Raw genomic sequence first — 25,258 nt, 5'->3', positions numbered from 1 at the left:
GAAGCTTGCCAACCCCAACGATGATGGCCGCGGCGTAGGCGGTCCGGAGGTGCTTGTGACATAGCTGGATACTTACCTTGTCGGGCACTTCGGCCGCACAGAAGGCGTACTGGCAGATGCCTTCGTCGTTGTTCTTGGGTCGGGCGTGGTGGAGGATCATGCGTGGGACCTTTCGTTCCAGACGTCTAGGACTTCGTGGGGCAGATAGGTGGGTAGTGGTTTCCTGTCGACCGGCCGCAGCCAGCCCCGGCGGCTCCAGTTGTTGATGTCTGTGCGCTTGATCGGAATGCCGGCCTTTTCGCGCAGGAACGCGAGGAGCTGCCGCGTCGGCATTGGGGGTGCGATGTTGGCAATGCGCTCCTGCAGTGCGGCGTGGTCAATGAACTCTGGTTTGGGCCCGCTGACGAGCAGCTCGGCCTTCTGGTGCCAGTCGCGGATCATGCCTGCGATTCCAGCCGCGAAGGGGTCGGCTGCATAGTCCGTGGCGTCCCGAGCGATGCTGCGTAGGTTCTGCTGGAGCTGGACCGCGTCGAGGCTGACTGGCGGCATTGAACCGGCCTTCTGGCCCGCCCCGCCGGTTTGTGCGACATGGCGGAGCCTGTCTTGCCTCATGATGGTGACCGTTAGTTCCGGGGCTAGGTCGATGGCTTGGTCGATCCATGATTGGAGGTCGCTGACGCAGCGGCCGCACAGGTATGTCTCGGTTGGAAGTTCGCAGTCGACGGTGGTGCAGAGTGCCATGCGGTCTCCTTGGGTGCCTTGTTGATGGGGTGAGCGAGGGTGTAGACGGCGGTCGGTTAGGCGAGTAGCTGTTTGAGGATTTCGCCCACTCGTACGGGGTCGGAGAGGTGGGTTCGGTCGGGCGGCCCGGGCCATGAGCCGGTGCCGTGTTGGCCCTCGTACAGGTCCTTGATTGTGGTGCCGATGGTCTCGTTGAAGAACTTTGGTTCGTCGCTCACGGGTTGCCTCCGTAGTATCTGCGTCTGGTCTCGGGGTGTACGTTGTCGGCCGTCCATGGGAACGGCCCTCCCTTCCATAGCTGGGTGGGCCACAGGCGCTTGCGGTCGCGGTCAGCGCGCCATCGCTTGATCTCGGCGCCTTCCTCGCTCGGTGCGAGGCCGAAGCCGAACTCAGGCCAGCCCATGAGCGCGGCCGAACCACGGGGAGCCAGGTTGCGCTCGCCCATCTGCCCCTTGGGCGCATGTGCCTCCATGACCAGCACGAGGCCCCGATCCCGCAGCGTGTCGAGTGCGGCGATCAGTGGCGCGGCCTCCTCATCCGAGTTGATGCCGGTCGGCACGAGTCGGTAGATCGGGCCGATGAACAGGATCTCCGGGCGATGCTCATCCACGAGGCGATGAACGAGGCCTAGATCTTTGTCCCGGCGCAGGTCCATCCGCCCACCACAATGGATGTGCAGGTTGTCGCGTGGGCTCTCGAGGCCGTGCGACGCAGCCTTAGCGGCCATGCCGAACGTCTCGCGCTTCCACTGCTTCTCACTGTTCTCGACGTCCACCACGAGCCCGCGAACCGGGGAACGCAGATGATCCAACGTCACCGGATTGATGCCCGCTGCCGCACAGATCGCCATCTGCCTGATCCACGTGGTCTTGCCGAGCCCCTCGTAGCCGGTGACGATCAGCCGGTCACCGCGCTCGAAGAGTCCGGGGATCACCCAGTCGGCCTCCGTGTCCTCGAGGTCGAGGATCTGGCCGAGGCTCTTGGCGATCAGCTCCGGATTGGTGGAGTTGTCGCGGATGGCCTGCAGCCGTTCGAGCATGAGCGCCACGGTCTCCGCGGCGGGCACGGATGGGTCCGTGACGTCACGGTGAAACGAGGCACCCGCCCGTGAGAGCCGCCGGCGGGTTGCCTGCTCCTTGACCTCGCGGGCGTAGTGCTCGACGGATTGCGCCGACCCGACACCGCTGAGCCAGAAGTGCAGGTGGGTGATCTCCAGGCCGCGGGCGCCGAGTTCGATGGCCCGACTGAACACGGTGAACGGCTCGACCGGTTGGCCCGCCTTCTTCAGGGCGACCATGGCCCGGAACACGATCTCGTGGCGGGGCTCGGCGAAGTCGCCGGGTTCCAACTGATTCGACGCGAAGGGGATCGCATCGGGGCTCAGGAGGCAGCCGCCAAGTACGTACTCGTCCGGGGTCATGGTCACCAATTCGTCGGGTCGGATAGATCTCTTGTGCTCGTCGGCGGCTTCCACCCCTTCGCCTCGGCGTCTTGCTGCTTGCGGCGCATCCAGTTGCGCCAGGTTGTCTCCCAGTTGGTCTTGGGCTTCTGGCAGTCCCGCCAGTAGTCGACGAAGTCACCGGTTGCGAGTGTCGCGTTGACGGCGGGGGTGTTCTCTTTGGCCCAGGTGGTTCGCTCGGGGGTCAGGGAGAAGTCTTCGGGGATCGGGTGGGGCTCACTCCTTTCCCCTCCACTTCCTTTCCTTTCCTTTCCTTTCCCACCCGGAATGGTGTCGGAGCCCTCCGTTACCATTCCGGTAGGAGTAGCGGACGGGGCGGGGAGCTTGGATGGAGTCGGCTTGGCAATGCGCTGATGAGACTCCCAGTTCGTCACCTCTAAGAACCGCTTTCCGTCGACCTCATAGCGGACGATTCGGCCGGCTCTTTCCAGCTCCTCAAGGTCTTGGTCCACGTCTTCCGAGAGCACGTTGTCCTCGAGTGGCCAGATGCTCCCCTTGATCAATCTGGGGCTGTCCTTGTGCCGTCCCGCGTCGTCGGCGTAGACCCAGAGCCCGATCCACGTCAGCCGCGCCCGGTAGCTCAGGGCCGCGACGTCTTCGGACTGGAAGAACTCAGGCTTGATGGTCCTGATGCGTGCCATGCACACCTCTTCTCATAGTGCTGCGGTTGCGAGTACGAACGAGGCCTCCCTTGAACGCCATATGCGGCGTTCAAGGGAGGCCTCCGAATCGTGATGCGAGCGCGGCGGTTACGCTGCAGCCTCCGTGTAGCGATCGGCATTGATGGCGACGAGAGTTTCGGCCTCATCGGCCTTGGCGACGAGCCAACGCCCGAGTGCCCGCAGTGAGTCGGCGGACTGGTCGAGATTGACGGACCAGTCACCGTCGTCCGTCTCGTCTACATCCGGGAAGCCGCTGAGGCGCACAATGACGAGACGGGCGACGCCTTCTTCGTCCCGGACCTCATTGAGGACTGCCTGGGCGGTGATGCCGGCGTTGAGCCAGCCGTCATCGCCGGACGTCGTGAACTCGGACCGGAAGTCGCCGAGGTCGCGGAGGAACCACGCTTCCGTCTCGGTGATGATTTCCTGCCGCTCGGCCCAATCCGGGCACTTGATGGAGGGAGAGAGGGTGACGGTAGACTGGGACATAGTGATCATTCCTTTCAGTGGGATTGGTCAGACGGCTTCGGAGCAGATCTTGGCGGATGGCTCCGGAGCCGATTTCTTTTGTGGGCTTAAGGTCAAAGGCCTGAAAAACGGTTTCTACGTGCGAGGGCGACCGCATGATCATGCTTCGACTGCGAGCCGGTCTACATGGGTGGCATGCGGAGCCCGAAGTATTCCAGGAGGGCACAGCCGGGGCAGGTAGGCGTCGATGGCCGAGCACACCGGCCACCGGTTCCCGGAATGACTGCGAGTCCGACCCAAGTGCCGCAGCGCGAGGGAACTTTGACGCCGTCGACCAGGGAGTGCGTGATGTCCTCTGGTGCGAAGAAGTGCGCATACTTCCTGCCAGAAGAACGAACCGTGACCGCCAACGTTGTGACCATCTGGATGTCAATGCTCTCGGGGGCTGCGGTGGGAGCGGTGGTCATCGGCTCGATGGTCGGAGTAGACTGCGGCATAGTGATCATTCCTTTCAACTGGGTTGGTCAGGCGGCTCGAGGATCTTCTTGGTGGGAGGTCTCGGGCCGCTTTTTCTGTAGGTGGGGGAGGGACGTTCGGCCGGCGCTCAAGTGCCGTACTACGTCGTTGTGGGTGGGGTCGCTGTAGCCGTCCACGTGGCGGCGAGTGAATGTATTCGCGGGCGGGTGAAGTAAGTCTGCCCAGCCGCTCGGCAGGTGCCTCCGAGCGACAGCTTCATCACGAAGCGCTTCCCAGGCGATGCCCCGGGCGGCTCGCTTCGAGTGGTTTCGATCTTCGCGGAGGTACTGCTCGACCTCGCGCTGTGTGATGGTTCGTCGATCTTCGATTGTCGGCATGGCGCCTCTTTCGTGCGACCCCGGGCATCCGCCCGATGGGCCGGGGGTTAGCTGGCTTTACCGGTTTCGAACGCTTCATTGAGCCAGGCATCGACGTCTCCCCGCCGGTACATGAGGCGCTTCCCAATGCGTGCACACCGCGGGCCGGAACCTTTGTGTCGGTACCAGTAGAGAGTGGCAACGGGGATGCTGAGTTCCTCCGAGAGCTCATCGATGGTCATCAGTCGGGCAGTGGCGTTCATGGCTGACTCCTTGTTCCCATTGGCAACGTTTGTTCTAGCTGACAATTCAACGATAACCGTTGGACATGTTGTGGTCAAGCGCATAGCATGTTCACCATGCAACAAGGACACGCGGGAAGCCCTGAGGAGCTATTCGGGCGAGTCGTCGCCATGATTAGAAAGCATGAGAATCTCAGCCAGCGGGAGTTTGCTGAGCGGCTCACTCGGCGAGGGATGCCCGTGGACGCATCCGCCGTCTCTCGGATTGAGAAGGGGACGCGCTCTGTCCGTCTCGTGGAGGCGCTCGTCATCGCAGAAGTGCTGGATGTCGACTTGAATACACTGGCCGGGTTGTCGGAGACGCCGGGACAGTCGTTGAGGCACGCCCGCAAGGCGGCGGACCGAGCCATGCAAGAGGCCTTGCCACGCCTGGTCGCGATGGGGTGGGCTTTGCTGGATGCTCAGGACCTTCTCGACAGCGAACCATCTTTGCTTGAGCAACTTACGGATGACGCGGGCGGCGGACCCCGTGATGCGGAGGACTACCTAGCGTGGGTTGCTCGTCGCATCAGTGAATGGGACGAGCCGAAGACTGAAGAGCACGTCGTCGTGACCGGAAGTGACGAGCGGACTGCTCGCATGCGCGGCGTCTATCTGGCGCTGATCGATCAGGTAGTGACGACAGCGGGGGAGGCCGAGGGCGGCGATGGCGAGCGTCAAGAAGAGGCCTGATGGCAAATGGCGCGCCCGCTACCGTGACGCGGCTGGCAAGGAGCATGCTCGGCACTTCCCGCGGAAGGTCGACGCGCAGCGTTGGCTTGACGAGGTCACGGCGGACGTAATGACGGGACGCTGGGTGGATCCGCGTAGCGGCAAGGTTCGATTTCGGGACTGGTTCGCCACTTACGCTGAGCGCCAGATCTGGTCACGGGGGACGCGCTTGTCGGCCCAGCAGGCTCTCCATTCGGCGACCTTCGCGGACATGCCGATTGGGAAGATCGCGAACGCGCACATCCAGGAGTGGATCAAGGGCATGACGGTCCGTGGCGCCAAGAAGGCCACGGGACTCGCGCCGGCGACCATCGAGACCCGATACAACTTGATCCGCCAGGCCTTCAAGCAGGCTGTCCGAGACCGCGTGATCGCCGAGGATCCGACCGACGGCGTCAAGCTCCCCAGACAGCGCCGCAAGGCGGCCGCCATGACCGTTCCCACTGTCGAGCAGGTCCGTCGTGCGCTCGAGTGCGCTCCAGACTGGTTCAGGACGTACGTGGCCGTGTGCGCCTTCGCGGGCCTCCGCCTCGGGGAGGCGGCAGGACTCCAACTCAAGGACGTCGACTTCCTGCGCCGGACGATCAGCGTGCGGCGGCAGCTACAGGGCGCCAACAACCACGCCCTTGAGGAAGTGCCGCCCAAGCACCAGTCGGAGCGCGCCATCTATATCCCGCTGCGGCTCGCCGAGATGCTGTCCGCCCACGTCCAGGAGTTCGGAGTGCGCGGTGACGACGAGTGGCTGTTCAGCGTGAACGGCAGGCTCCTCAATCGGGGGTCGGCGGGCCACTACTGGCGGGAGACGCGCAAGGCGGCCGGCTTGGACGAGTTCACCCTCCACGACCTGCGACACTTCTACGCCTCGGCGCTCATCGCCGACGGGTGCGACGTCGTCACGGTGCAGCGTGCCCTCGGCCACTCCGTCCCGAGCATCACCCTGAACACGTACTCGCACCTCTGGCCGACGGCCGAGGACAAAACAAGAACCGCAGCCACCGGGCTGATGACTGCGGTTCTTGACGGCGGTGCGGACTCCCTGCGGACCGCCGAGGGGTCGCCCTAGTCTGACTAGGCTCGATGTGTCGTTTTAGCGGAAGTTGACGAACTGCAGCGCAGCCTCGTCGAAGCCCTTCAGCAGGGAGATGGTCTGCTGGAGGTCGTCGCGCGACTTGGACGTCACGCGGAGTTCGTCGCCCTGGATCGTCGCCTTGACGGACTTGGGTCCCTCGTCGCGGATCAGCTTGGTGATCTTCTTCGCGACGTCCTGCGCGATGCCCTCCTTGATGGTGGCCTCGATGCGGTACTCCTTGCCGGAGGCGAACGGCTCGCCGGCGTCGAGGGACTTCAGGGAGATGTCGCGCTTGACGAGCTTGGACTGGAAGACGTCGAGGATCGCCTTCACGCGCTCCTCGGAGCTCGCCTTCATCAGGATCTTCTCCCCGCTGAAGTCGATCTCGGCGCCCACGCCCTTGAAGTCGTACCGCTGCGCGATCTCCTTCTGCGCCTGGTTCAGGGCGTTGGAAACCTCCTGCTTGTCGACCTTGCTGACCACGTCAAACGTAGAATCGCTCGCCATGACTCACCTTTCGGATCGGGTTGGTGTCTGCGTCCAAGGGTACCGGGATCGCACGATTCGATTCTGCTGGCAAAGTTCGGTAGAGTATTTTCTCGTTCCCGAGGGAACACCGGGCAGATTACCCGAGCGGCCAAAGGGGGCTGACTGTAAATCAGCTGGCAATGCCTACGGGGGTTCGAATCCCTCATCTGCCACCCGGTTCGAATGGCTCCGCTTCCACCAGGAAGCGGGGCCATTCGTGTCTCCGGAGCCTGTTCCCGGGGCCGGCTCCGCGCACCGGCCCCGGCGCTGGAACGGACCGGCGCTCAGGCGGCGAGCTCGTCGGCCAGACGCAGATCCCACAGCACCAGGTAGGACCTCGGCGGAGCGTCCATCACCGCGTTGTAGTGCGCCCACTGCCAGGCCGTGGCCCCGTTGTCCTCCGGCGGCGGGGGCGGGCAGGATCCGGGGGTCAGCCAGCCGCCGCCGCGCCAGATCGCATGGACGGGCCCCAGGCTCGTCTCCGCCGAGTCGCCAGACCGGGAGGGACGCAGCGGGCGGATCCGCTCCTGGATGCGCTCGGCCTCGCCGAACGCGTAGAGCTCCTCCGACTCCACCGGCAGGCCGAGGGGGAAGTCCTCGCGGTAGCGCAGCGCCAGGTCGATGGACTGGCGGATCGCCCCGGACAGGGGCGCCTCGTCGATGATGAACAGGAGCGAGCAGCGGCTCATGGCCCCTCCTAGCGGGGTCGCAGGCGGTGGAGTGATCGTCCAGAACGCTAGGCGTGTCGCCCGCCCTGGGCCAGAGCTGCCCACCCGCCTGTGGACAAGTCGCCGACGACGGGAGCCGGGCGCGAGTACCGTGGAGCCATGGCAACCGTAGACATCACCCAGGCCGACTTCGGCCAGACCCTCGAGGACCACGAGATCGTCTTCATCGACTTCTGGGCCGGCTGGTGCCGGCCCTGCCAGGCGTTCGCACCGGTCTACTCCGCCGTCTCGGAGCAGCATCCGGACATCGTCTTCGGCAAGGTGGACACCGAGGCGGAGCAGGAGCTCGCGGCCGCAGCGGCGATCACCTCCATCCCGACGCTCATGGCGTTCCGCGACCAGGTGCTGGTCTACTCGCAGCCCGGCGCCGTCGACGCCGGGACCCTCGCCGGGCTCGTCGACGCCGTCAAGGGCCTGGACATGGACGCGGTCCGCGCCGAGATCGCCGAGGGCGGCGCCGCCGAGTAGGCACCGGGCCACTTGCCGTCCCGCGGCTCGGCGGGCGCACCCGGGCCGGCAGCAGGCCCGCCGGAGCCGCCCGCAGCGGCACGGCGCCAGTCCGGAATCAGCGCGGCGCCAGCCCGGAAGCAGCGCGGCGCCGGCGTTAGCGGCTATTAACATCCGGGATCGGCCGCTGCTATGGTCTGGATCACACTGACGTCCGTCGATCCGGAGCCGATGATGCCGCACACCCGAACGCCCCGCCCCACCCCAGACCTCCCGCGCCCGCCCCGGACCTCCCGCGCCGCGGAGGCCCCGGCCCGGACGGCTCCGGCGGGCGCAGCCTGCACGGCCGGGCCCACGGACCTGCCCCTCCTGGACGAGCCGGGGAGACCGTGGCCCGCGGGGAGGCCGGCGAGCTGTGCACGCGCGGCTACGCCGTGATGCGCGGCTATTGGGGCGAGCCGGAGAAGACGGAGGCCGCCATCGACGCCGACGGCTGGATGCACACCGGCGACCTCGCCGTCATGGACGACGACGGCTACGTCCGCATCGAGGGGCGCATCAAGGACCTCATCATCCGCGGCGGCGAGAACATCTCGCCCCGCGAGATCGAGGAGTTCCTGCACCGGCACCCGGACATCCAGGACGTGCAGGTGATCGGCGTGCCGGACGAGCGCTACGGCGAGGAGGTGATGGCGTGCATCATCCCGCACGAGGGCGCCGCCGAGCTCACGGCCGAGGAGCTGCGGGAGTACTGCCGCGGCAGGATCGCGCACTACAAGATCCCGCGCTACGTGCAGATCCGCTCCAGCTTCCCCATGACGGTCTCGGGGAAGGTGCGCAAGGTGGAGATGCGCCAGGAGGCGCTCGACGTCGTCCGGAGCCGGGACAGCGCCTAGTCCGGTCCCCGGTTCGGGCGTTGGTCAGGCGTCGGTCAAGGGGGGGCGTCGGTCTGGCGGTGCTCTAGCGGCGTCGGTGGTCCATCGGTGCGAGCCGGGGCCCGTAGGTCGGCTTGCGGAACCCCGTGGCCTGGATCAGGCGCACCACCCGCTGGCGGTGCCCCCGCCAGGGCTCCAGGAGCCGCAGCATCCCCGCGTCGTCCGTCCTGCGCCCGGTCAGGGCCGCACCGACGTACGCGGCCAGATGGTAGTCGCCGACCGACACGGTGTCCGGCGCGCCGTGGCTGCGCTGCAGCGTCTCCGCCACGGTCCAGGGCCCGATGCCCGGGATGGACTGCATGGCCCGGCTGACCGCGTCGTGCTCCGCGGCGTCGAGGATCCGGCGCGCGCCCAGGCGGTCCAGCCCGGCAGCCGATTCGGCCGCCAGCAGCAGGGCACGGCTGCGCTTGGCGTCCACGCGGGCCGCATGCCACTCCCAGGACGGCACGCGACGGAGCTGCGCGGCGGTCAGCGGGAGCCGCAGACCCTCCGGGAGGGCGGCCGTCCCGGGGGCCGGCGCCGGATCGCCGAAGCGCCGCACCAGGTACCGCCAGGCGTGCCGGGCCTCGATGGTGGTGACCTTCTGCTCCAGGACCACCGGCACCAGCGCGTCGAAAACGCGGCCCGTCGCCGGAAGACGAAGCCCCGGGGCGCGGCGCCGGGCCTCGCGGAGGGCGCGCGGCAGGGACGCCGCGACGTCGGGACGGTCCAGGCCGGACCAGTCGTCCTCGGCACCCAGGAGCCGCTCGACCCGCCCCGGCTCGGCCGCCAGGTCCGCCGCCCCGTCGCCCCAAGCTCGCCACCGCACCCTGCCGGCACCCTGCTCGGGGCCGCCCGGCCCGGTGTCGTCGTCGTGGGGCCCGGGGTCGTGTGTCCCCGACGCGTGGTTGCTGCGGTCCCGGCCCGATCCGCGCACGGGCGGGTCGTGCTGGAGGAGGAGGGTGACGGGCCCGGACGGGGTCCGGAAGCACAGCCATGCCGTGCGGTCGCCCACCCGCACGCACGGGTCCCTGGTGCCGCGCTGGAGGACGCCGAGGGTCGGCCGCAGCGCGTACGCCCGCCCCGGCCGCCAGACGCCCTCGGCATCCGGGCGCGCCAGCGGCAGGGCGGGGGACTCGGTCATGCCCTCTATGATGCACCCCGCCGCCCCCCGGAAGGCGCACGGTGTGCCCGGGCCCACGCGCGTGAACCAGCGTTTCCTCGCCCTCGGCCGCGCGGGGCCCCGCCGGTAGAGTCGGGCCCATGAAGTACGCCAACTCCGTGATCGACCTGATCGGCGACACACCCCTCGTCCGCCTCAACCAGGTCACCCAAGGGCTCCGCGCCACCATCCTGGTCAAGCTCGAGTACCTGAACCCCGGCGGATCCATCAAGGACCGGATCGCCCTGAAGATGGTCGAGGAGGCGGAGCAGTCCGGCGCCCTGCGCCCCGGCGGCACCGTCGTCGAGCCGACCTCCGGCAACACCGGCGTCGGCCTGGCCCTCGTGGCGCAGCAGAAGGGCTACCGGACCGTCTTCGTCACCCCGGACAAGGTGGGCGAGGAGAAGCGCGACGTCCTCCGCGCCTACGGCGGCGAGGTGGTGGTGACGGCCTCGTCCGTCCCCCCGGAGTCCCCGTACTCCTATTACGGGGTCTCGGACCGGCTGACCCGCGAGATCCCCGGCGCCTACAAGCCGGACCAGTTCTCCAACCCGGCCGCCCCGGCCAGCCACTACGAGACCACCGGCCCGGAGATCTGGCGCGACACCGACGGGCGGATCACCCACGCCGTGATCGGTGCCGGCACCGGCGGCACCATCACCGGCACGGGCCGCTACCTCAAGGAGGTCTCCCGGGACCGGCCCTCCGGCCCGGTGCGGATCATCGGCGCGGACCCGGACGGCTCCGTCTACTCCGGCGGCACGGGCCGCCCCTACTTCCTCGAGGGCGTCGGCGAGGACATGTGGCCGGGCAACTACGACCCGGAGGTCGCGGACGAGGTCGTCCCCGTCACGGACGCCGAGTCCTTCGCCATGACGCGGCGCCTGGCCAGGGAGGAGGGCCTGCTGGTCGGCGGCTCGTCCGGCATGGCCGTCGTCGCGGCCCTGCGCGCGGCACAGGACCTGACCGAGGACGACGTGGTGGTGGTCATCCTGCCCGACGGCGGCCGCGGCTACCTCGCCAAGATCTTCAACGACGACTGGATGGGCCGCCACGGCTTCCCGCTGGAGCAGCACCCGGCCGGGGAGGACGGGAACGACGGCGGCCCGACCGTCCGCTCCCTCCTCGTCGCGGACGATCCTGACGGCGGCCCCGACGGGGGCCTCCGCGCACTGCCGCATGTGCGGTCCGGCGCGACCGTGCGGGAGGCGCTGGAGGCGCTGCGCGAGTCGTCCCTGCCCGCCTTGCCCGTGCTCGACGGCCAGCCCGCGGCCGGCGGCGTCCGGCTCGGCGAGGTGGCCGGCGCGGCGACGGCCCAGGGGCTGACCGAGGCCGTCTTCACGGGTGCGGCGCCCCTGAACGCCCCGGTCACGGATCACCTGGACGGGCTGCCGGCGCTGATCGGCGTGCGGCAGCCGCTGGAGGCCGCCCGCCGCCTGCTGGCCGAGACGGACGTCGCCTTCGCCACCCTGGACGGCGACCTCGTCGGCGTGCTGGCGCGGCGGGACCTCGTCGCCGCCGCCACCCGTTGACGGCCCGCCCCGACCCTCCACGATTCCGCCACGATCCCGAAGGACGGCAGAGCATGACCAACGCAGAGAACACCACGCCCGGCTTCAACACGCGGGCCATCCACGCCGGGCAGGAGCCCGAGCGCCACACCGGGGCCGTGGTCCCGCCGGTCCACTTCTCCACCACGTACGCGCAGGACGGCATCGGCGGCCTGCGCAACGGCTACGAGTACGGGCGCGGGACGAACCCCACCCGCGACTCGCTGCAGGAGCAGCTGGCCGCCCTGGAGCAGGGCACCCACGGCCTGACCTTCGGTTCCGGCCTGGCGGCCGAGGACGCCATCATCCGCGCGGTGCTGCGCCCGGGGGACAGCATCGTCCTGGGCAACGACGCCTACGGCGGAACCTACCGGCTGATCAGCAGGATCTTCGGGGACTGGGGCGTCGCCAACCGCCCGGTCGACATGGCGGACCTGGACGCGGTGCGGGCCGCCGTCGCCGAGACCGGCGCCCGGCTGGTCTGGCTCGAGACGCCGTCCAACCCGCTGATGAAGATCACCGACATCGAGGCGATCGCCGCGATCGCCCACGATGCCGGCGCCCTGCTGGTCGTGGACAACACCTTCGCGTCCCCGTACCTCCAGCAGCCCCTGACGCTCGGTGCCGACATCGTCATCCACTCCACCACCAAGTACATCGGCGGCCACTCCGACGTCGTCGGCGGCGCCGTGGTGGTCCGCGACGACGCGCTGGCGGAGAAGATCGGCTTCCTGCAGTTCGCCGCCGGCGGCGTGAACGGGCCGATGGACGCGTTCCTCACCACGCGCGGGCTCAAGACGCTCGGCGTGCGGATGGACCGGCACTCGGACAACGCCGAGCGGATCGCGGCCTGGCTGCTGGAGCGGCCGGAGGTGGAGAACGTGCTGTACCCGGGGCTGGAGGGGCACCCCGGGCACGAGCTGGCGAAGAAGCAGATGACGCGCTTCGGCGGCATGGTGTCGGTGCAGTTCGCCGGCGGCGCGGAGGCGGCCCGCACCGTCGCCGAGTCCACCCGGCTGTTCACGCTGGCGGAGTCCCTCGGCGGCATCGAGTCGCTGATGAATTACCCGTCGGAGATGACGCACGCGTCCGTGAAGGGCACCGAGCTCGCGGTGCCGGAGAACCTGTTGCGCCTGTCCGTCGGCATCGAGGAGGCGGAGGACCTCGTCGCGGACCTCGAGCAGGCCTTCGCGAAGCTGGCCTAGGCGCAGTCGTGGCAGGCTTCGGATTCGGGCGCTTCCTGCGCCGTCGGCGTCCGGCCGCGCCGGGCCCCGGGGGTTCGGCGCGCCCGCCGCTGCGGTGCTTCCCGGGGTGGGCCGGCTCGCTGCTCTGGTGGCCGTTCCCGCTCGACTACGAGGAGACGGCCCTGCCCGCCGAGCTCGTCTCGGAGCTCAGGGACTGGGAGGCGCGCTGGGAGGCGCGCTCCAGTGCCGCGATGGGCGGTGACGATGCCGACCTCGACGCGGGCACCGATGCCGACGTCGCCGAGGCCACGGAGCAGCAGCGCCAGCTCGTCGCCCTGGCGACCCGCGTCGCCGAGGAGCTGGGCGCCGGGTACTGCATCGAGCTGGACGACCCCGATGCGCAGGTGCCCCTCCACCTGCCGCCGCGGAAGCTGCGCCTCGCCAGTTCGCGGCCGGGCTCGCCGGACGTCGTCGCCGCCTTCGAGCGTCTGGAGGAGAGGCTCCGCGACGATCTCTACCCGGAGCGCAACGCCCCCGCGCCCGGCGAGCGCTGGTACGCGTACGCGCCACGGACCGGGGCCTTCTTCTCGCCGCGGCGGCGCGGACGCCGCGGGAAGCCGGCGCCGTAGGGGAGGCCCGCCCGTCCCTTCCGTCCCGCCCGTCCCTTCCGTCCCGCCCGTCGCCCCAGCTGCCCGTGCCGTGACCAGACGTACTCGGCCGGGGGAGCGCCCCAGGCGGCGTTGCGGCCGTGTTGGTCAGGACGCCGGGACGGGCACCTTCTGGGCGTACCCGCGTTCCTTGTCCACCGGGTTCCTCAGTTCCCGGCCCTCGACGAAGCGGTGCAGGTTCTCGAGGAACTGATCCGCGACGGCGTCCTGCCAGCCCGTGACGTCGCCGCACATGTGAGCCGAGACGTGGACGCTGTCCATCCTCCAGAACGGGTGCTCCTCCGGCAGGGGCTCGGTGGCGAAGACATCCAGTGAGGCCGCGGCGATCTGATCGGTCTGGAGGGCCTGCACGAGGGCCGGCTCGTCCACGAGGGCGCCCCTGCCGACGTTGATCAGGTGGGCCGAGGGCTTCATCGCGGCGAGGACCCGCGCGTCCACGACGCCCCGGGTGTCCGGTGTCAGTGGCGCGATGAGGACCAGATGGTCGGCCCAGCCGGCGTGCTCCGCGAGCTCGGAGCTGGGGACGACGGTGCCGAAGTCCGGATCGTCGTCGCGCTCGGTGCGCCCGGCCCCGCGCACCTCGAGTCCGACGGCGGAGAGGAGGCGGGCCGTGGCCCGTCCGATGCCGCCCGTGCCCACGATGAGCACCCGCTGGCCGGCGGTGCGCGTCAGCTCGCGGCGTCGCCATTCCCCGACGCGCTGGAAGCCCTTGCTGACGTGGAGCTGCTTGTCGTGGGCCAGCACCGCGCCGAGCACGAATTCGGCGATCGGCGCGTCGTAGACGCCGTGAGCATTGGTGACGCTGACCGGTGCGTCCCGGAGGCCGTCGAAGAGCACTGAGTCGACGCCGGCGGCGGCCACGTGGACCCACTGCAGTCGGTGTGCGGCAGGCCAGGCCCGTTGCAGCACACCGGCGAAGCGTGTCCAGAGGAGCAGCGCATCGGCGTCCGGCAGTGCCGTCCCGAGCCCGTCCGGCGTGGTGTACACCACGTCGGCCAGGTCCTCGATGGCGGCGGCGTTGTACGGCTTCGGCGCGCCGTCGATCGTCTGGATGACGAGCCGCGGCCTGGGAGACTGGCCAGGGTGCGGCGAGGTCCGTTTCGCTGTTTCCACGGGTCCAGCCTAGGAGATGGCGCTGCGGGCGGCGACGCGCGGGGCGCGGGCGTCGTCGTCGTACTCCATCACCGTCCGCCCGCCGATGAACACGCGGCGGGCGCGCTGCATGACGTCGAGCGGGTCGCCGGACCAGAGCACCAGGTCGGCGTCCTTGCCGGGCTCGATCGAGCCGATCCGGTCCGCGAGGCCCAGCACCCGGGCCGGGTTGATGGTGATGGAGCGCAGCGCGGTCACCGGATCCAGCCCCTCCTTCACCGACAGCGTCGCCTGGTGGACCAGGAAGTGGATCGGCACCACCGGATGGTCCGTGATGATCGAGATGTCGACGCCCGCGGCGGCCAGCCTCCCCGGGTTCGCCAGGGAGCGCCCGCGCAGCTCCACCTTGGACTTGGTGGTGAACAGGGGCCCGATCAGCACCGGCGTCCCGCGCTCGGCGAGCACGTCCGCGAGCACGTGCGCCTCGGTGCCGTGGTCGAGCACCAGCTCGTACCCGAACTCGTCGGCGATGCGCAGCGCGGTCGCGATGTCGTCCGCCCGGTGGCAGTGCTGGCGCCAGGGGATCTCGCGCTGGAGCACCTGGCCCAGGGCCTCCAGCCGGGCGTCCCGGGGTGTGGTGTCGTCGGCCTTCCGCGCCCGCAGGTAGTCCTGGGCCTCGATGAAGGCCTGGCGGATGACCATCGCCGTGCCCAGCCGCGTGGACGGCGTCTGCTTCTTCTCGCCGTAGACCCGCTTGGGGTTCTCGCCGAGGGCGGACTTCAGCCCGCTGGGGGAGCGCAGCACCATCTCCTCGAGGTAGCGGCCGTGCGTGTGCAGGGCGACGGCGAGCCCGCCGACCGGGTTCCCGGAGCCCGGATTGACGTTCACGGTGGTCACGCCGCCGGTGAGCGCGTCGTCGAACCCGGGGTCGAACGGGTCCACGGCGTCGATCGCCCGCGCCGCGGCCGTGACCGGGTCGGTCATCTCGTTCACGTCGGCCGTGGAGGCGTTCTCGCCCTCCGGGTCCATGCCCAGGTGGACGTGGGCGTCCACGAAGCCGGGCAGCAGCCACTGGCCCCCGGCGTCGATCATCTCGCCCTCGGGGACCACGTCGGCCCCGGCCGCCGCGATGCGACCGTCGCGGACCACCACGGTCCCGTCGAAGGGCGCGCCGCCGGTGGTTCCGCCCTCGATGGGGACGACGTGCGCGTTGACGATGGAGAAGGTACTCATTCAGCAGTCCTTTCGGATCGGGTGGTACTCCGACCCTACTCCCGCCGCTGTCTCCCCTGGAGGCGGTCCTTCTCGCGGCGGCGCGCTGCGCGGGCCTGCCGCGCCTGCGCCTTGAAATAGCGCAGCGACGGCGGCAGCCACAGCAGCAGCACGCCGATGAGCAGCCCGATCGCGGGGATCATCAGCCGCGGCCCGCGGAAGAGCAGCGGCAGCCCGGCGATCAGGCCGAACGTGGTGAGCTGGGTCCGGCCGGACAGGCGGCCCCGCAGGAGCAGCACCACGCCCCACCCGGTGACCACGGCCAGCCCGCCCAGGAAGACGCCGAGGACCACCAGCGCGGACCGGTCCGTCCCGTCGCCGAGCAGCTGGTGGTTCGCGAAGGCCGCCGCGGCGAAGACCACCAGCGCCACGGCGAGCATGCCCCACCAGACGGTCGCCGCGCGCAGCGTGCCGGGCAGCCGCGGCCAGGCCCACCGGGCGCTGGAACCGACGCCGGGGCGGGTGCCGGCCGCCGGCTCCTGGTCGCGGGAGGGCTCGGGTCGGCGGTTCGAAGGCGAGGGATTCACGGGTCGAGCCTACCGGCGGCGCCCTTCGGCGTCCCAGTACGCTGGGAGGCATGAGCGCCGACCAGCACACGCCGTCCACCGCCCCGGCAGCGGGCACCGCCGCGTCACCCGGGCCGGGCCCGGCGCTCGCCGTCGGCGAGGTGCTGGCGGTCTGCCGGGTGCACCAGCTCGTCCCCGACGCCGGGCCGGTGGGCGTCAGCGCGATCGACAAGCGCCCGGTCCACGGCGCCGTGAAGGTCGGGCGGCTCGGGCTCTACGCGGACGTCCAGGCGGACCGGGCCCACCACGGCGGCGAGGAGCAGGCGGTCTACGCCTACGCCGAGGAGGATGCCGCCGCCTGGGCGGAAGAGCTCGGCCGCGAGATCCCGCCGGGCCTCTTCGGCGAGAACCTCCGCCTGCGCGGGCTGGCGGTGTCCGACGCCGTCGTCGGCGAGCGCTGGCAGGTTGGCACCGCGCTGCTCGAGGTCACGGTCCCGCGCACCCCGTGCGCGACCTTCGCCCGCCGGATGGCCGAGCCGAAATGGGTCCGGCGCTTCTCCGAGCGCGCCGCCACGGGCGCCTACCTGCGGGTGCTCCGCCGCGGCGAGCTCTCCGCGGGGGACGCGGTCGCCGTCGTGCACCGTCCCGGGCACGGCGTCACCGTCCGGGACCTCTTCCTCGGCCCGACGGAGGAGGAGGCGCGCCGGCTGCACGCCGGACGCGAGGCCGGCGCCTGGGAACTCACGTCGAAGGCCGCCCGCGAGGTGGACCGGGTGCTCGGCACCGTGGAGTCTTGACGGAGTAGCGACGCCGCAGGAGCGGCGGCGTGGCAGCGATGTGCCGCATCGCACGCCGCCCGGAGCATCCGCTGGGAGACGCGGCGCCGCGCGTCGGCTAGAATGAAGTGTTCACTCATTCCGGTTTCCCTCGCTTCCTGCCCAATATTTGAGGCAGGAGCCCCCTCGTGTCGTGTGTGTAATCCGCAGGCTGCTGACTGAAGTAGTGCGGGTCAGAGTCATAGGGGAGTCGCCGGGCCGTAGTGATCGAGTCCGAATGCGTAGCGGCCTCCCGCGCCCAGCGCGGCGATCCTGCCGCCCCCGCCACACCAGCCCATTGCAGCGCCCGCCACGGGTTCCGCGCCTGGGCCAACCACACAGAGGTTATTGAACCGTGTCTAACGACGTGTCATCTGACGTGCCCACGAACGAAGAGAACATCCCCACTTTCGCCGAACTCGGCATCGACGGCCGGGTCCTGGCCGCCCTGCAGGACGTCGGCTATGAGAAGCCCTCGCCCATCCAGGCCGCCACCATCCCGCTGCTGCTCGAGGGCAACGACGTCGTCGGCGTCGCCCAGACGGGCACCGGCAAGACCGCCGCGTTCGCCGTGCCGGCCCTGTCCCGCATGGCCGAGCTCGCCGATCTCAACGGCACCGCCAAGAGCCCGCAGGTCCTGGTCCTCGCCCCGACCCGCGAGCTCGCGCTCCAGGTCGCCGAGGCCTTCACCTCCTACGCCAAGCACATGGACGGCGTCACCGTCCTCCCGGTCTACGGCGGCGCGCCGTACGGCCCGCAGCTGAACGGCCTGCGCCGCGGCGCCCAGGTGGTCGTCGGCACGCCGGGCCGCGTGATCGACCACATCAGCAAGGGGTCCATGGACCTCTCCGACCTGCAGTACGTGGTCCTCGACGAGGCCGACGAGATGCTGCGCATGGGCTTCGCCGAAGAGGTGGACCGCATCCTCGAGGCCACGCCGGCCACCAAGCAGGTCGTCCTGTTCTCGGCCACCATGCCGGGCTCGATCCGCCGCATCTCCAAGCAGTACCTGCGCAACCCGCAGGAGGTGACGGTGAAGTCCCAGACCTCCACCGGCACCAACATCCGCCAGCGCTACGTCCAGGTCATGGGCGCGCACAAGCTGGACGCCATGACCCGCATCCTCGAGTCGGAAGAGCACGACGGCGTCATCGCCTTCGTCCGCACCAAGATGGCCACCGAGGACCTCGCGGACAAGCTGCAGGCCCGTGGCTTCACCGCCGCCGCCATCAACGGCGACATCCCGCAGCAGCAGCGCGAGCGCACCGTGGAGAACCTCCGCGCCGGCAAGGTGGACATCCTCGTCGCCACCGACGTCGCGGCCCGCGGCCTGGACGTGGAGCGCATCAGCCACGTCATCAACTTCGACATCCCGCACGACACCGAGTCCTACGTGCACCGCATCGGCCGCACGGGCCGCGCCGGCCGCAAGGGCGACGCGATCCTCTTCATGACCCCGCGCGAGAAGTACCTGCTGCGGGCCATCGAGAAGGCCACCCGCCAGCCGGTCGAGCTCATGCAGCTGCCCAGCGTGGACATCGTCAACGACAAGCGCCTGGACAAGTTCGCCCAGCGCATCACGGCGACCCTGGAGTCGGAGGACCTCTCGGTCTTCCGCAACCTCGTCGAGAAGTACGTCGAGGAGCACGACATCACGGCCGTCGAGGTCGGCGCCGCACTGGCGCACATGGCCCAGGGCGGCCGCCCGCTGCTCATGCAGGACCTCCCGGTCCCGCCGACCAAGCAGGCCCGCATGGCCAAGGGCGCCAAGGACGGGTTCGGCTCCCGCGGCCCGACGCGCTCGCTGACCGAGGGCAACGCCACCTACCGGATCGCCGTCGGCCGCCGCCAGCGCGTCATGCCCGGCTCGATCGTGGGCGCGCTCGCGAACGAGGGCGGCTTCAACGCCGCCGAGATCGGGGGCATCGACATCCGCAGCGACCACTCCCTGGTGGAGCTGCCCGCGGACCTGAGCAGCGAGCAGATGCAGGCGCTGTCCAAGACCCGCATCGGCGGCGAGCTGATCAACCTCGAGCTCGACTCCGGCCGCAAGCCCCGCCGCGACGGCGACTCCGGCGGCTTCCGCGGCGGCAAGGGCGGCGGCTTCCGCAAGGAGCGCGGCGGCTTCAAGAAGGAGGGCGGCTTCAAGCGCGGCGGCTACAGCGAGGGCCGCGGCGGCCCGCGCAACTCCCGCGGCTGACCAGCCACTCTCGTCCGGGCCGCAGGCCCGGACGCCGGCCAGATCCGGCCGGCACCCGACCACGGGCCCCGTCCCGCGCACAGCGCGCGGCGGGGCCCGTCGTCGTTCCCGGCCCTGCGCCCATCCGCCGGAGGATTTCTCCAGAACTGCTCGATCCGGCCCCGCGGGCCCGAATCCGGGCCCAGCGGTGCCGCTCGCGGCGGATCGGTGCTCATAATGGGGCATGACCTCCACCACTCACACCGCTGAGCACGCCCTCGACGGCGAGCATCCCGCCGACCGGCACGACGTCATCCGCGTCCGCGGCGCGCGCGAGAACAACCTGCGCGGCCTCGACCTGGACATCCCCAAGCGGCGCCTGACGGTCTTCACGGGCGTGTCCGGCTCCGGCAAGTCATCGCTGGTGTTCGGCACCGTGGCCGCCGAGTCCCAGCGCATGATCAACGAGACCTACAGCGCGTTCGTGCAGGGCTTCATGCCGTCGGTGCCGCGGCCGGACGTCGACGTCCTGGAGGGGCTGACGACGGCGATCGTCGTGGACCAGGAGCGCCTCGGCGCCAACCCGCGCTCCACCGTCGGCACGGTGACGGACGCGAACGCCATGCTCCGGATCCTCTTCAGCCGGCTCGGCGAGCCGAGCATCGGCGGGCCCACCGCCTACTCGTTCAACATCCCCACCCAGAAGGCCAGCGGGGTGATGACCAGCGCCAAGGGCGAGAAGAAGATCGTCAAGGACGTGGTCTACCTGGGCGGCATGTGCCCGGAGTGCGAGGGCCGCGGGACGGTCTCCGACGTGAACCTCGCCGAGGTCGTGGACGAGTCCAAGTCGATCCTCGACGGGGCCATCAAGGTCCCCGGGTACACCGCGGACGGCTGGATGGTCCGCGGCTTCGCCGAGTCCGGGTTCTTCCCCGCCGACGAGCCGGTCTCCACGTTCACCGAGCAGCAGCGCCAGGACTTCCTCTACAAGGAGGCCACCAAGATCCGCGCGCTGGACATGAACATGACCTACGAGGGCCTGATCCCCAAGATCACCAAGTCCATGCTGTCCAAGGACGTGGACTCCCTCCAGCCGCACATCCGCGCGTTCGTGGAGCGCGTCGCGACGTTCACCGCCTGCCCGGAGTGCGAGGGGACGCGACTCACGGAGGCGGCGCGGAACTCCAGGATCGACGGCGTCTCGATCGCCGACGCCTGCCGGATGCAGGTCACCGACCTCGCCGCGTGGGTGCGCGGGCTGGACCTGCCGTCCGCCGGGCCGCTGCTGGAGGCGCTGGGCGCCAACCTGGACGCGTTCGTCACCCTGGGCCTGGGCTACCTGAGCCTGGACCGGCCCTCCGGGACGCTCTCCGGCGGCGAGGCCCAGCGGATCAAGATGCTCCGCCACCTCGGCTCCGCCCTGACCGACGTCACCTACGTGTTCGACGAGCCGACCATCGGCCTGCACCCGCACGACATCGAGCGCATGAACACGCTGCTGCTGCAGCTGCGGGACAAGGGCAACACCGTCCTGGTGGTCGAGCACAAGCCGGAGGCGATCGCGATCGCCGACCGCGTGGTGGACCTGGGCCCCGGCGCGGGCAGCAACGGCGGCGAGCTCTGCTACGTCGGCGATCTCGAGGGCCTGGCCGCCAGCGACACGACGACGGGCCGGCACCTGCACTACAGGGCGCGCCTGAAGGACTCGGTCCGGCAGCCCGAGGGCAGCCTCCGGGTCCGCGGGGCGGACGCGAACAACCTGCAGGACGTCGACGTCGACGTGCCCCGCGGGGTGCTCACCGTGGTCACCGGGGTCGCCGGCTCCGGCAAGAGCTCCCTGATCCACGGCTACATCGCCCCGCAGGAGGGCGTGGTGGCGATCGACCAGAGCGCCATCAAGGGGTCCCGCCGGTCCAACCCGGCGACCTACACGGGGCTGCTGGAGCCGATCCGCAAGGCGTTCGCCAAGGCCAACGGCGTCAAGCCGGCCCTGTTCAGCGCCAACTCGGCCGGCGCGTGCCCGTCCTGCAAGGGCGCCGGCGTCATCGTCACCGAGTTCGGCTTCATGGACACCGTGGAGACGCCCTGCGAGGACTGCGGCGGGCGCCGCTTCATGGCGGAGGTCCTGGAGTACACGCTCGGCGGCAAGGACATCACCGAGGTGCTGGACCTCCCCGTCGCCGAGGCGCGGGCGTTCTTCTCCTCCGGCGACGCGAAGCTGCCGGCGGCGGAGAAGATCCTGACCCGGCTGGACGAGGCCGGCCTCGGCTATCTCAAGCTGGGCCAGCCGCTCTCCACCCTCTCCGGCGGCGAGCGGCAGCGCATCCGCCTCGCCAACCAGATGGGGGAGAAGGGCGAGGTCTACGTCCTGGACGAGCCGACCACCGGCCTGCACCTCGCCGACGTGGACAACCTCCTGGGCCTGCTGGACCGGCTCGTGGACGCGGGCCGGACCGTGATCGTGATCGAGCACCACCAGGCCGTCATGGCGCACGCGGACTGGATCATCGACCTCGGCCCCGGGGCCGGGCACGACGGCGGCCGGATCGTCTTCGAGGGCACCCCGGCCGACCTCGTGGCGGACCAGACGACGCTTACCGGGCGCCACCTGGCCCAGTACGTCGGAGCCTGAGCGACGAGGCCGGGGCCCGAGTGACGAGCGACACGGCCGCGCAGGTCATCGCCGATTTTGCGCGGACCCCCGGCGCTGGTAAAGTATTTCTCCGTTGCCCCCCTAGCTCAGTGGTAGAGCGCGTTCTTGGTAAGAACGAGGTCACGGGATCGATTCCCGTGGGGGGCTCTGAATGGATGCCCGCGTCTGTGTCGTGCAAACTGGCGCAGTCGCGGGCAGACCCATTCGTGGCGGTGTAGCTCAGCTGGTTAGAGCGCACGACTCATAATCGTGAGGTCCCGGGATCGAGTCCCGGCACCGCTACCGGACGAGAGGCCCCGAGATCATCGATCTCGGGGCCTCTCGCGTCTCCGCGGCCGGTGCGCGGCGGCGCCCCGGGGCGTTCGCGCACCGCCCCGCCGCCGAGGACGGCGCCGACATCTCCTTGACCCTGACTGTGACGTGGATTACGTTCGTGGGCGGAATGCGCGTTCCGCGCGTCCGACTCCCGCGGCCCGTGCCGCGGATCAGCGGCGGACCACTGCGACGTCCGCCTCCCAGAGGAGATGCAGGTGACCAGAAATTCGATGACGAACAACTCCGGCCTAGCAATGAATCGATTCACAAACGGGTGGTCAACCGGGCGGCCGCGGCCCCGCGGCTGGCCGCGAGCCGTCGCGGCGACCCTCGCCGCCGGCGCGCTGGCCCTCGGCGCCGCCCCGGCCGCGGCGGCACCGGCCGACCCAGCCGCGGCGGCCCCGGCCGACCCGGCCCCGTCGCGCGGGTCCGACGGACCGCTGGTCCTCGGTGGCGTGCAGCTCGAGAACCTCGATCGCGGCCTCGTCGCGGCGGCCGCGGACGAGCAGGTCTTCCTGAGCTGGCGGCTGCTCGCGAGCGAGACCCGCGGCGCCACCGCAGACGGGGCCACCGGCGCCGACTTCGCCGTCTACCGCGACGGCGAGCGGATCGCGGAGGTCTCCGACTCGACGTCGTACGCCGACCCGGACGGGACCGCGCAGAGCACCTACGCGGTCGCCCCGATCGTCGGCGGCGTCGAGCTCGAGCCCAGCGCCGGGACCACGGCCTGGGCGGACGGCCACCACGACCTGCCGCTCCAGCGGCCGGAGGGCGGCGTGACGCCGGCCGGCGAGGAGTACACGTACTCGGCCAACGATGTCTCCGTGGGCGACGTGAACGGCGACGGGACCTACGAGTACGTGGTCAAGTGGTACCCCTCCAACGCCAAGGACGTCTCCCAGAAGGGCTACACCGGCAACACCTACCTGGACACGTACACGCTCGGGGGCGAGCTGTTGAACCGGATCGACCTGGGCGTCAACATCCGCTCGGGCGCCCACTACACGCAGTTCGTGGTCCAGGACTTCGACGGCGACGGCCGCAGCGAGATCATGGTCAAGACCGCGCCGGGCACCAGTTCCACCGCGTACGCCGACGGCGAGGCCGCGGAGCGGCGCCACGTCACCCTGCCCGAGGACGACGTCGCCGCCGGCGTCACGCACGACGACGACTACCGGATGAGCGCCGCGGACTACCGCGAGCACCTGATCGGCATGTTCTCCGCCTGGGACGAGCACCCCGAGGTCGTGGCCGGGAACTGGCCGGCGACGATCGAGGAGGCGCTCGGCATCGAGCCGCGGCACGAGTACCCGCTCTCCGAGGCCGCCGCCACCGACCTGGCCGATTACTTCATCGACGAGTACGCCCCCGCGCGGAGCAGCCGCAACGACCTCACCACGTTCGAGGGCTTCGTCGTCACCGGCCCCGAGTACCTCACCGTCTTCGACGGCGAGACCGGCGCCGAGCTGGACACGGTCGAGTACGAGCCCGGCCGCGGCGACGACGGCCTGCTCTGGGGCGACTACGCCATGAGCCGCATCGAGCCCGGCAACCGCGTGGACCGCTTCCTCGCGACCAGCGCCTACCTCGACGGCGAGCAGCCGTCCGCCGTCTTCGCCCGCGGCTACTACACGCGCACGGCGGTCGCCGCCTACGACTTCGACGGCGAGCGGCTCACCCAGCGCTGGATGGCGGACAGCGGGCACGTGCCCATGGACAACCCGTTCGACGCCAACCCCCACGGCAAGGACGGCAGCGACCCCGTACACGGGGAGATCGCGTCGCAGGGCTTCCACTCGATGAGCCCCGCCGACGTGGACGGCGACGGAAGCCAGGAGATCGTCTACGGCGGCGTGACGCTGGACCACGACGGCTCGGTGCTGTACAGCTCCACGGACGTGCTGCCCGAGGGCAGCGTCGCGCCGGGCGAGACGGCCAAGCTCGGCCACGGCGACGCCATGCACGTCGGTGACCTCGACCCGTCCCGCGAGGGCCTGGAGATCTGGACGGTCCACGAGGCCGGCCGGTGGGCTCCGTACGGCTCGGTGATGCGCGACGCCGCCACGGGCGAGGTCCTGTTCGGCGCCTACTCGGGCCGGGACACCGGCCGCGGCATGGTCGGCGACGTCGATCCCGCCACTCCGGGCCTCGAGGTGTGGGCCTCGATGCCCGGCGGCACCGACGCCTCCGGCCTGCTCTCGGCCACGGGCGAGCACCTGCGCGACGAGACCCCCGGGACCAACGCCTCGATCCGCTGGGCGGCCGACGGGACCACCGGCATCGTGGAGCGTGACGGCGAGTCCCAGCCGGTGGTGCGCAATGTCGCCGCCGGCACCGAGTGGGTGGCCGAGGGGACGCGGACGAACAACGGCACCAAGGGCAACCCGTCGCTCGTCGCCGACGTCCTCGGCGACTGGCGCGAGGAGCTGATCGTGCGCACCGAGGACTCCTCCGCGCTGCGGTTCTACACGAGCACGGAGACCGGCGCGGACAAGCTGCCCACGCTGATGCACGACCCGCAGTACCGGTCGCAGGTCGCGGGGCAGCAGACGGCGTACAACCAGCCCGCCTATCCCGGTTTCTACCTGGCCTCGGACGCGGACTACGGCGACCTGCCCGTGCTGACCGCGGACGCCGCGCCAACGGCGCCGAAGGTGCTGGACCGGGCCGGCGCCGACCGCGACGAGGTCAAGGTCAAGAGCCAGGATCCGGCCTTCCGGTACTTCGTCCACGGGGCGGAGGTCACCGCCGCCAACGGCAAGGTCCGGCTCGACGGCGCGGCGACCGTGGTCGCCGTCCCGAAGCCCGGCTTCCGGGTGGCCGAGGGGACGCGGACCCAGTGGGAGGTGACGGCGGGGCAGTAGCCGCACCGCGCCAGTAGCCGCACCGCGCAAGCAGCCGCCCCGCGCCCCGTTCGGAGTAGCCCGCCCGGCCCGATCCCGAGACGTCAGTCCCGGGATCGGGCCGGACGCGGTTCTGTAAGCTGGGCGGAGGCCCGGG

General features: G+C 70.3%; 22 protein-coding genes, 3 tRNA genes and 1 pseudogene. 14 read left to right on the top strand and 12 right to left on the bottom strand.

Translation table 11 applies throughout. The features are described 5' to 3' along the window. Nucleotides 1–156: 156 nt before the first annotated feature. From ABD784_RS05070 to ABD784_RS05045, 6 genes are all read right to left on the bottom strand, one after another. Complete coding sequence (locus tag ABD784_RS05070; protein WP_344880810.1) at nt 157–741, bottom strand: hypothetical protein; 585 nt, start codon at nt 739–741, stop codon at nt 157–159. Between the two features lie 56 nt (nt 742–797). Beyond that, complete coding sequence (locus ABD784_RS05065; RefSeq protein WP_344880807.1) at nt 798–959, bottom strand: hypothetical protein; 162 nt, start codon at nt 957–959, stop codon at nt 798–800. Next, nucleotides 956–2,215, bottom strand: a complete 1,260-nt coding sequence (locus ABD784_RS05060) for an AAA family ATPase (protein ID WP_344880804.1) — start codon at nt 2,213–2,215, stop codon at nt 956–958. Before ABD784_RS05060 ends, ABD784_RS05065 begins: the two co-directional genes overlap by 4 nt. Next, nucleotides 2,164–2,841 carry a hypothetical protein gene (locus tag ABD784_RS05055; RefSeq protein WP_344880801.1) on the bottom strand — a complete coding sequence of 226 codons (678 nt, stop codon included), beginning with the start codon at nt 2,839–2,841 and terminating at the stop codon, nt 2,164–2,166. The genes ABD784_RS05060 and ABD784_RS05055 overlap by 52 nt, the downstream gene beginning before the upstream one ends. A gap of 108 nt (nt 2,842–2,949) precedes the next feature. Further along, on the bottom strand, nt 2,950–3,360 hold the full coding sequence (locus ABD784_RS05050) for a hypothetical protein (protein WP_344880799.1): 411 nt from the start codon (nt 3,358–3,360) through the stop codon (nt 2,950–2,952). 871 nt (nt 3,361–4,231) lie between these two features. Continuing rightward, entirely contained in the window at nt 4,232–4,426 is a 195-nt protein-coding gene (locus tag ABD784_RS05045; RefSeq protein WP_344880796.1) for a helix-turn-helix transcriptional regulator, read from the bottom strand. Nucleotides 4,427–4,522: 96 nt separating this feature from the next. Between ABD784_RS05045 and ABD784_RS05040 the strand changes: the two genes are divergently transcribed. Both ABD784_RS05040 and ABD784_RS05035 read left to right on the top strand, forming a co-directional pair. Continuing rightward, complete coding sequence (locus tag ABD784_RS05040; protein ID WP_344880793.1) at nt 4,523–5,137, top strand: helix-turn-helix domain-containing protein; 615 nt, start codon at nt 4,523–4,525, stop codon at nt 5,135–5,137. Nucleotides 5,138–5,387: 250 nt separating this feature from the next. Then, entirely contained in the window at nt 5,388–6,239 is an 852-nt protein-coding gene (locus tag ABD784_RS05035; protein WP_344880790.1) for a tyrosine-type recombinase/integrase, read from the top strand. A 24-nt stretch (nt 6,240–6,263) separates the two neighbouring features. On the opposite strand, the gene ABD784_RS05030 is transcribed toward ABD784_RS05035, so the two are convergent. Next, nucleotides 6,264–6,752 (bottom strand): YajQ family cyclic di-GMP-binding protein, encoded by a 489-nt coding sequence (locus tag ABD784_RS05030; RefSeq protein ID WP_344880787.1) that lies wholly within the window; start codon nt 6,750–6,752, stop codon nt 6,264–6,266. A gap of 112 nt (nt 6,753–6,864) precedes the next feature. Between ABD784_RS05030 and ABD784_RS05025 the strand changes: the two genes are divergently transcribed. Then, nucleotides 6,865–6,946: transfer RNA gene (locus ABD784_RS05025), tRNA-Tyr, on the top strand. 111 nt (nt 6,947–7,057) lie between these two features. Here the strand turns inward: ABD784_RS05025 and ABD784_RS05020 are convergent. Then, complete coding sequence (locus ABD784_RS05020) at nt 7,058–7,462, bottom strand: hypothetical protein (RefSeq protein WP_344880784.1); 405 nt, start codon at nt 7,460–7,462, stop codon at nt 7,058–7,060. Nucleotides 7,463–7,600: 138 nt separating this feature from the next. Here ABD784_RS05020 and ABD784_RS05015 point away from each other — a divergent pair, with 138 nt between their 5' ends. Then, nucleotides 7,601–7,969 (top strand): thioredoxin family protein, encoded by a 369-nt coding sequence (locus ABD784_RS05015; protein WP_344880781.1) that lies wholly within the window; start codon nt 7,601–7,603, stop codon nt 7,967–7,969. Between the two features lie 356 nt (nt 7,970–8,325). After that, nucleotides 8,326–8,844, top strand: a pseudogene (locus ABD784_RS05010) (AMP-binding enzyme); the annotation flags it as partial. A 64-nt stretch (nt 8,845–8,908) separates the two neighbouring features. Here the strand turns inward: ABD784_RS05010 and ABD784_RS05005 are convergent. Beyond that, nucleotides 8,909–10,006, bottom strand: a complete 1,098-nt coding sequence (locus tag ABD784_RS05005; protein ID WP_344880778.1) for a DNA-3-methyladenine glycosylase family protein — start codon at nt 10,004–10,006, stop codon at nt 8,909–8,911. Nucleotides 10,007–10,125: 119 nt separating this feature from the next. Here ABD784_RS05005 and ABD784_RS05000 point away from each other — a divergent pair, with 119 nt between their 5' ends. Genes ABD784_RS05000 through ABD784_RS04990 form a run of 3 tightly spaced genes read left to right on the top strand, consistent with a single transcriptional unit; the run spans nt 10,126 to nt 13,387 of the window. Further along, nucleotides 10,126–11,556 (top strand): cystathionine beta-synthase, encoded by a 1,431-nt coding sequence (locus ABD784_RS05000; RefSeq protein WP_344880775.1) that lies wholly within the window; start codon nt 10,126–10,128, stop codon nt 11,554–11,556. A 53-nt stretch (nt 11,557–11,609) separates the two neighbouring features. After that, on the top strand, nt 11,610–12,779 hold the full coding sequence (locus ABD784_RS04995) for a cystathionine gamma-synthase (RefSeq protein WP_344880774.1): 1,170 nt from the start codon (nt 11,610–11,612) through the stop codon (nt 12,777–12,779). Nucleotides 12,780–12,787: 8 nt separating this feature from the next. After that, a complete protein-coding gene (locus ABD784_RS04990; protein ID WP_344880771.1) occupies nt 12,788–13,387 on the top strand; it encodes a hypothetical protein in 600 nt (199 codons plus the stop codon). A 126-nt stretch (nt 13,388–13,513) separates the two neighbouring features. Here ABD784_RS04990 and ABD784_RS04985 read toward each other — a convergent pair whose 3' ends face one another. The 3 genes from ABD784_RS04985 to ABD784_RS04975 are packed head-to-tail and all read right to left on the bottom strand — an operon-like array spanning nt 13,514 to nt 16,317. Then, on the bottom strand, nt 13,514–14,539 hold the full coding sequence (locus ABD784_RS04985) for a D-2-hydroxyacid dehydrogenase (RefSeq protein WP_344880768.1): 1,026 nt from the start codon (nt 14,537–14,539) through the stop codon (nt 13,514–13,516). 9 nt (nt 14,540–14,548) lie between these two features. Continuing rightward, nucleotides 14,549–15,751, bottom strand: a complete 1,203-nt coding sequence (locus ABD784_RS04980) for an amidohydrolase (protein ID WP_344880766.1) — start codon at nt 15,749–15,751, stop codon at nt 14,549–14,551. A gap of 35 nt (nt 15,752–15,786) precedes the next feature. Next, nucleotides 15,787–16,317 carry a hypothetical protein gene (locus tag ABD784_RS04975; RefSeq protein ID WP_344880762.1) on the bottom strand — a complete coding sequence of 177 codons (531 nt, stop codon included), beginning with the start codon at nt 16,315–16,317 and terminating at the stop codon, nt 15,787–15,789. A 50-nt stretch (nt 16,318–16,367) separates the two neighbouring features. Between ABD784_RS04975 and ABD784_RS04970 the strand changes: the two genes are divergently transcribed. The 6 genes from ABD784_RS04970 (at nt 16,368) to ABD784_RS04945 (ending at nt 25,122) form a co-directional block, all read left to right on the top strand. After that, on the top strand, nt 16,368–17,093 hold the full coding sequence (locus ABD784_RS04970; RefSeq protein WP_344880759.1) for an MOSC domain-containing protein: 726 nt from the start codon (nt 16,368–16,370) through the stop codon (nt 17,091–17,093). Between the two features lie 397 nt (nt 17,094–17,490). Beyond that, nucleotides 17,491–19,311: a DEAD/DEAH box helicase gene (locus ABD784_RS04965; RefSeq protein WP_344880756.1), complete on the top strand. Its 1,821-nt coding sequence runs from the start codon at nt 17,491–17,493 to the stop codon at nt 19,309–19,311. 223 nt (nt 19,312–19,534) lie between these two features. After that, the gene (locus ABD784_RS04960; protein ID WP_344880753.1) at nt 19,535–21,922 is read left to right on the top strand and encodes an excinuclease ABC subunit UvrA; all 2,388 of its coding nucleotides are present in this window, start codon (nt 19,535–19,537) and stop codon (nt 21,920–21,922) included. Between the two features lie 96 nt (nt 21,923–22,018). Then, a tRNA-Thr gene (locus ABD784_RS04955) sits at nt 22,019–22,090 on the top strand. Between the two features lie 61 nt (nt 22,091–22,151). Further along, a tRNA-Met gene (locus tag ABD784_RS04950) sits at nt 22,152–22,225 on the top strand. A gap of 287 nt (nt 22,226–22,512) precedes the next feature. Further along, nucleotides 22,513–25,122 carry a rhamnogalacturonan lyase gene (locus tag ABD784_RS04945; protein ID WP_344880750.1) on the top strand — a complete coding sequence of 870 codons (2,610 nt, stop codon included), beginning with the start codon at nt 22,513–22,515 and terminating at the stop codon, nt 25,120–25,122. Nucleotides 25,123–25,258 lie beyond the last annotated feature (136 nt).

Source organism: Zhihengliuella alba, assembly GCF_039538765.1.
Taxonomy (GTDB): Bacteria; Actinomycetota; Actinomycetes; order Actinomycetales; family Micrococcaceae; genus Zhihengliuella; species Zhihengliuella alba.
Note: the sequence above shows the minus strand (reverse complement) of the source record. Positions and strands in the feature narration are given on the sequence as shown.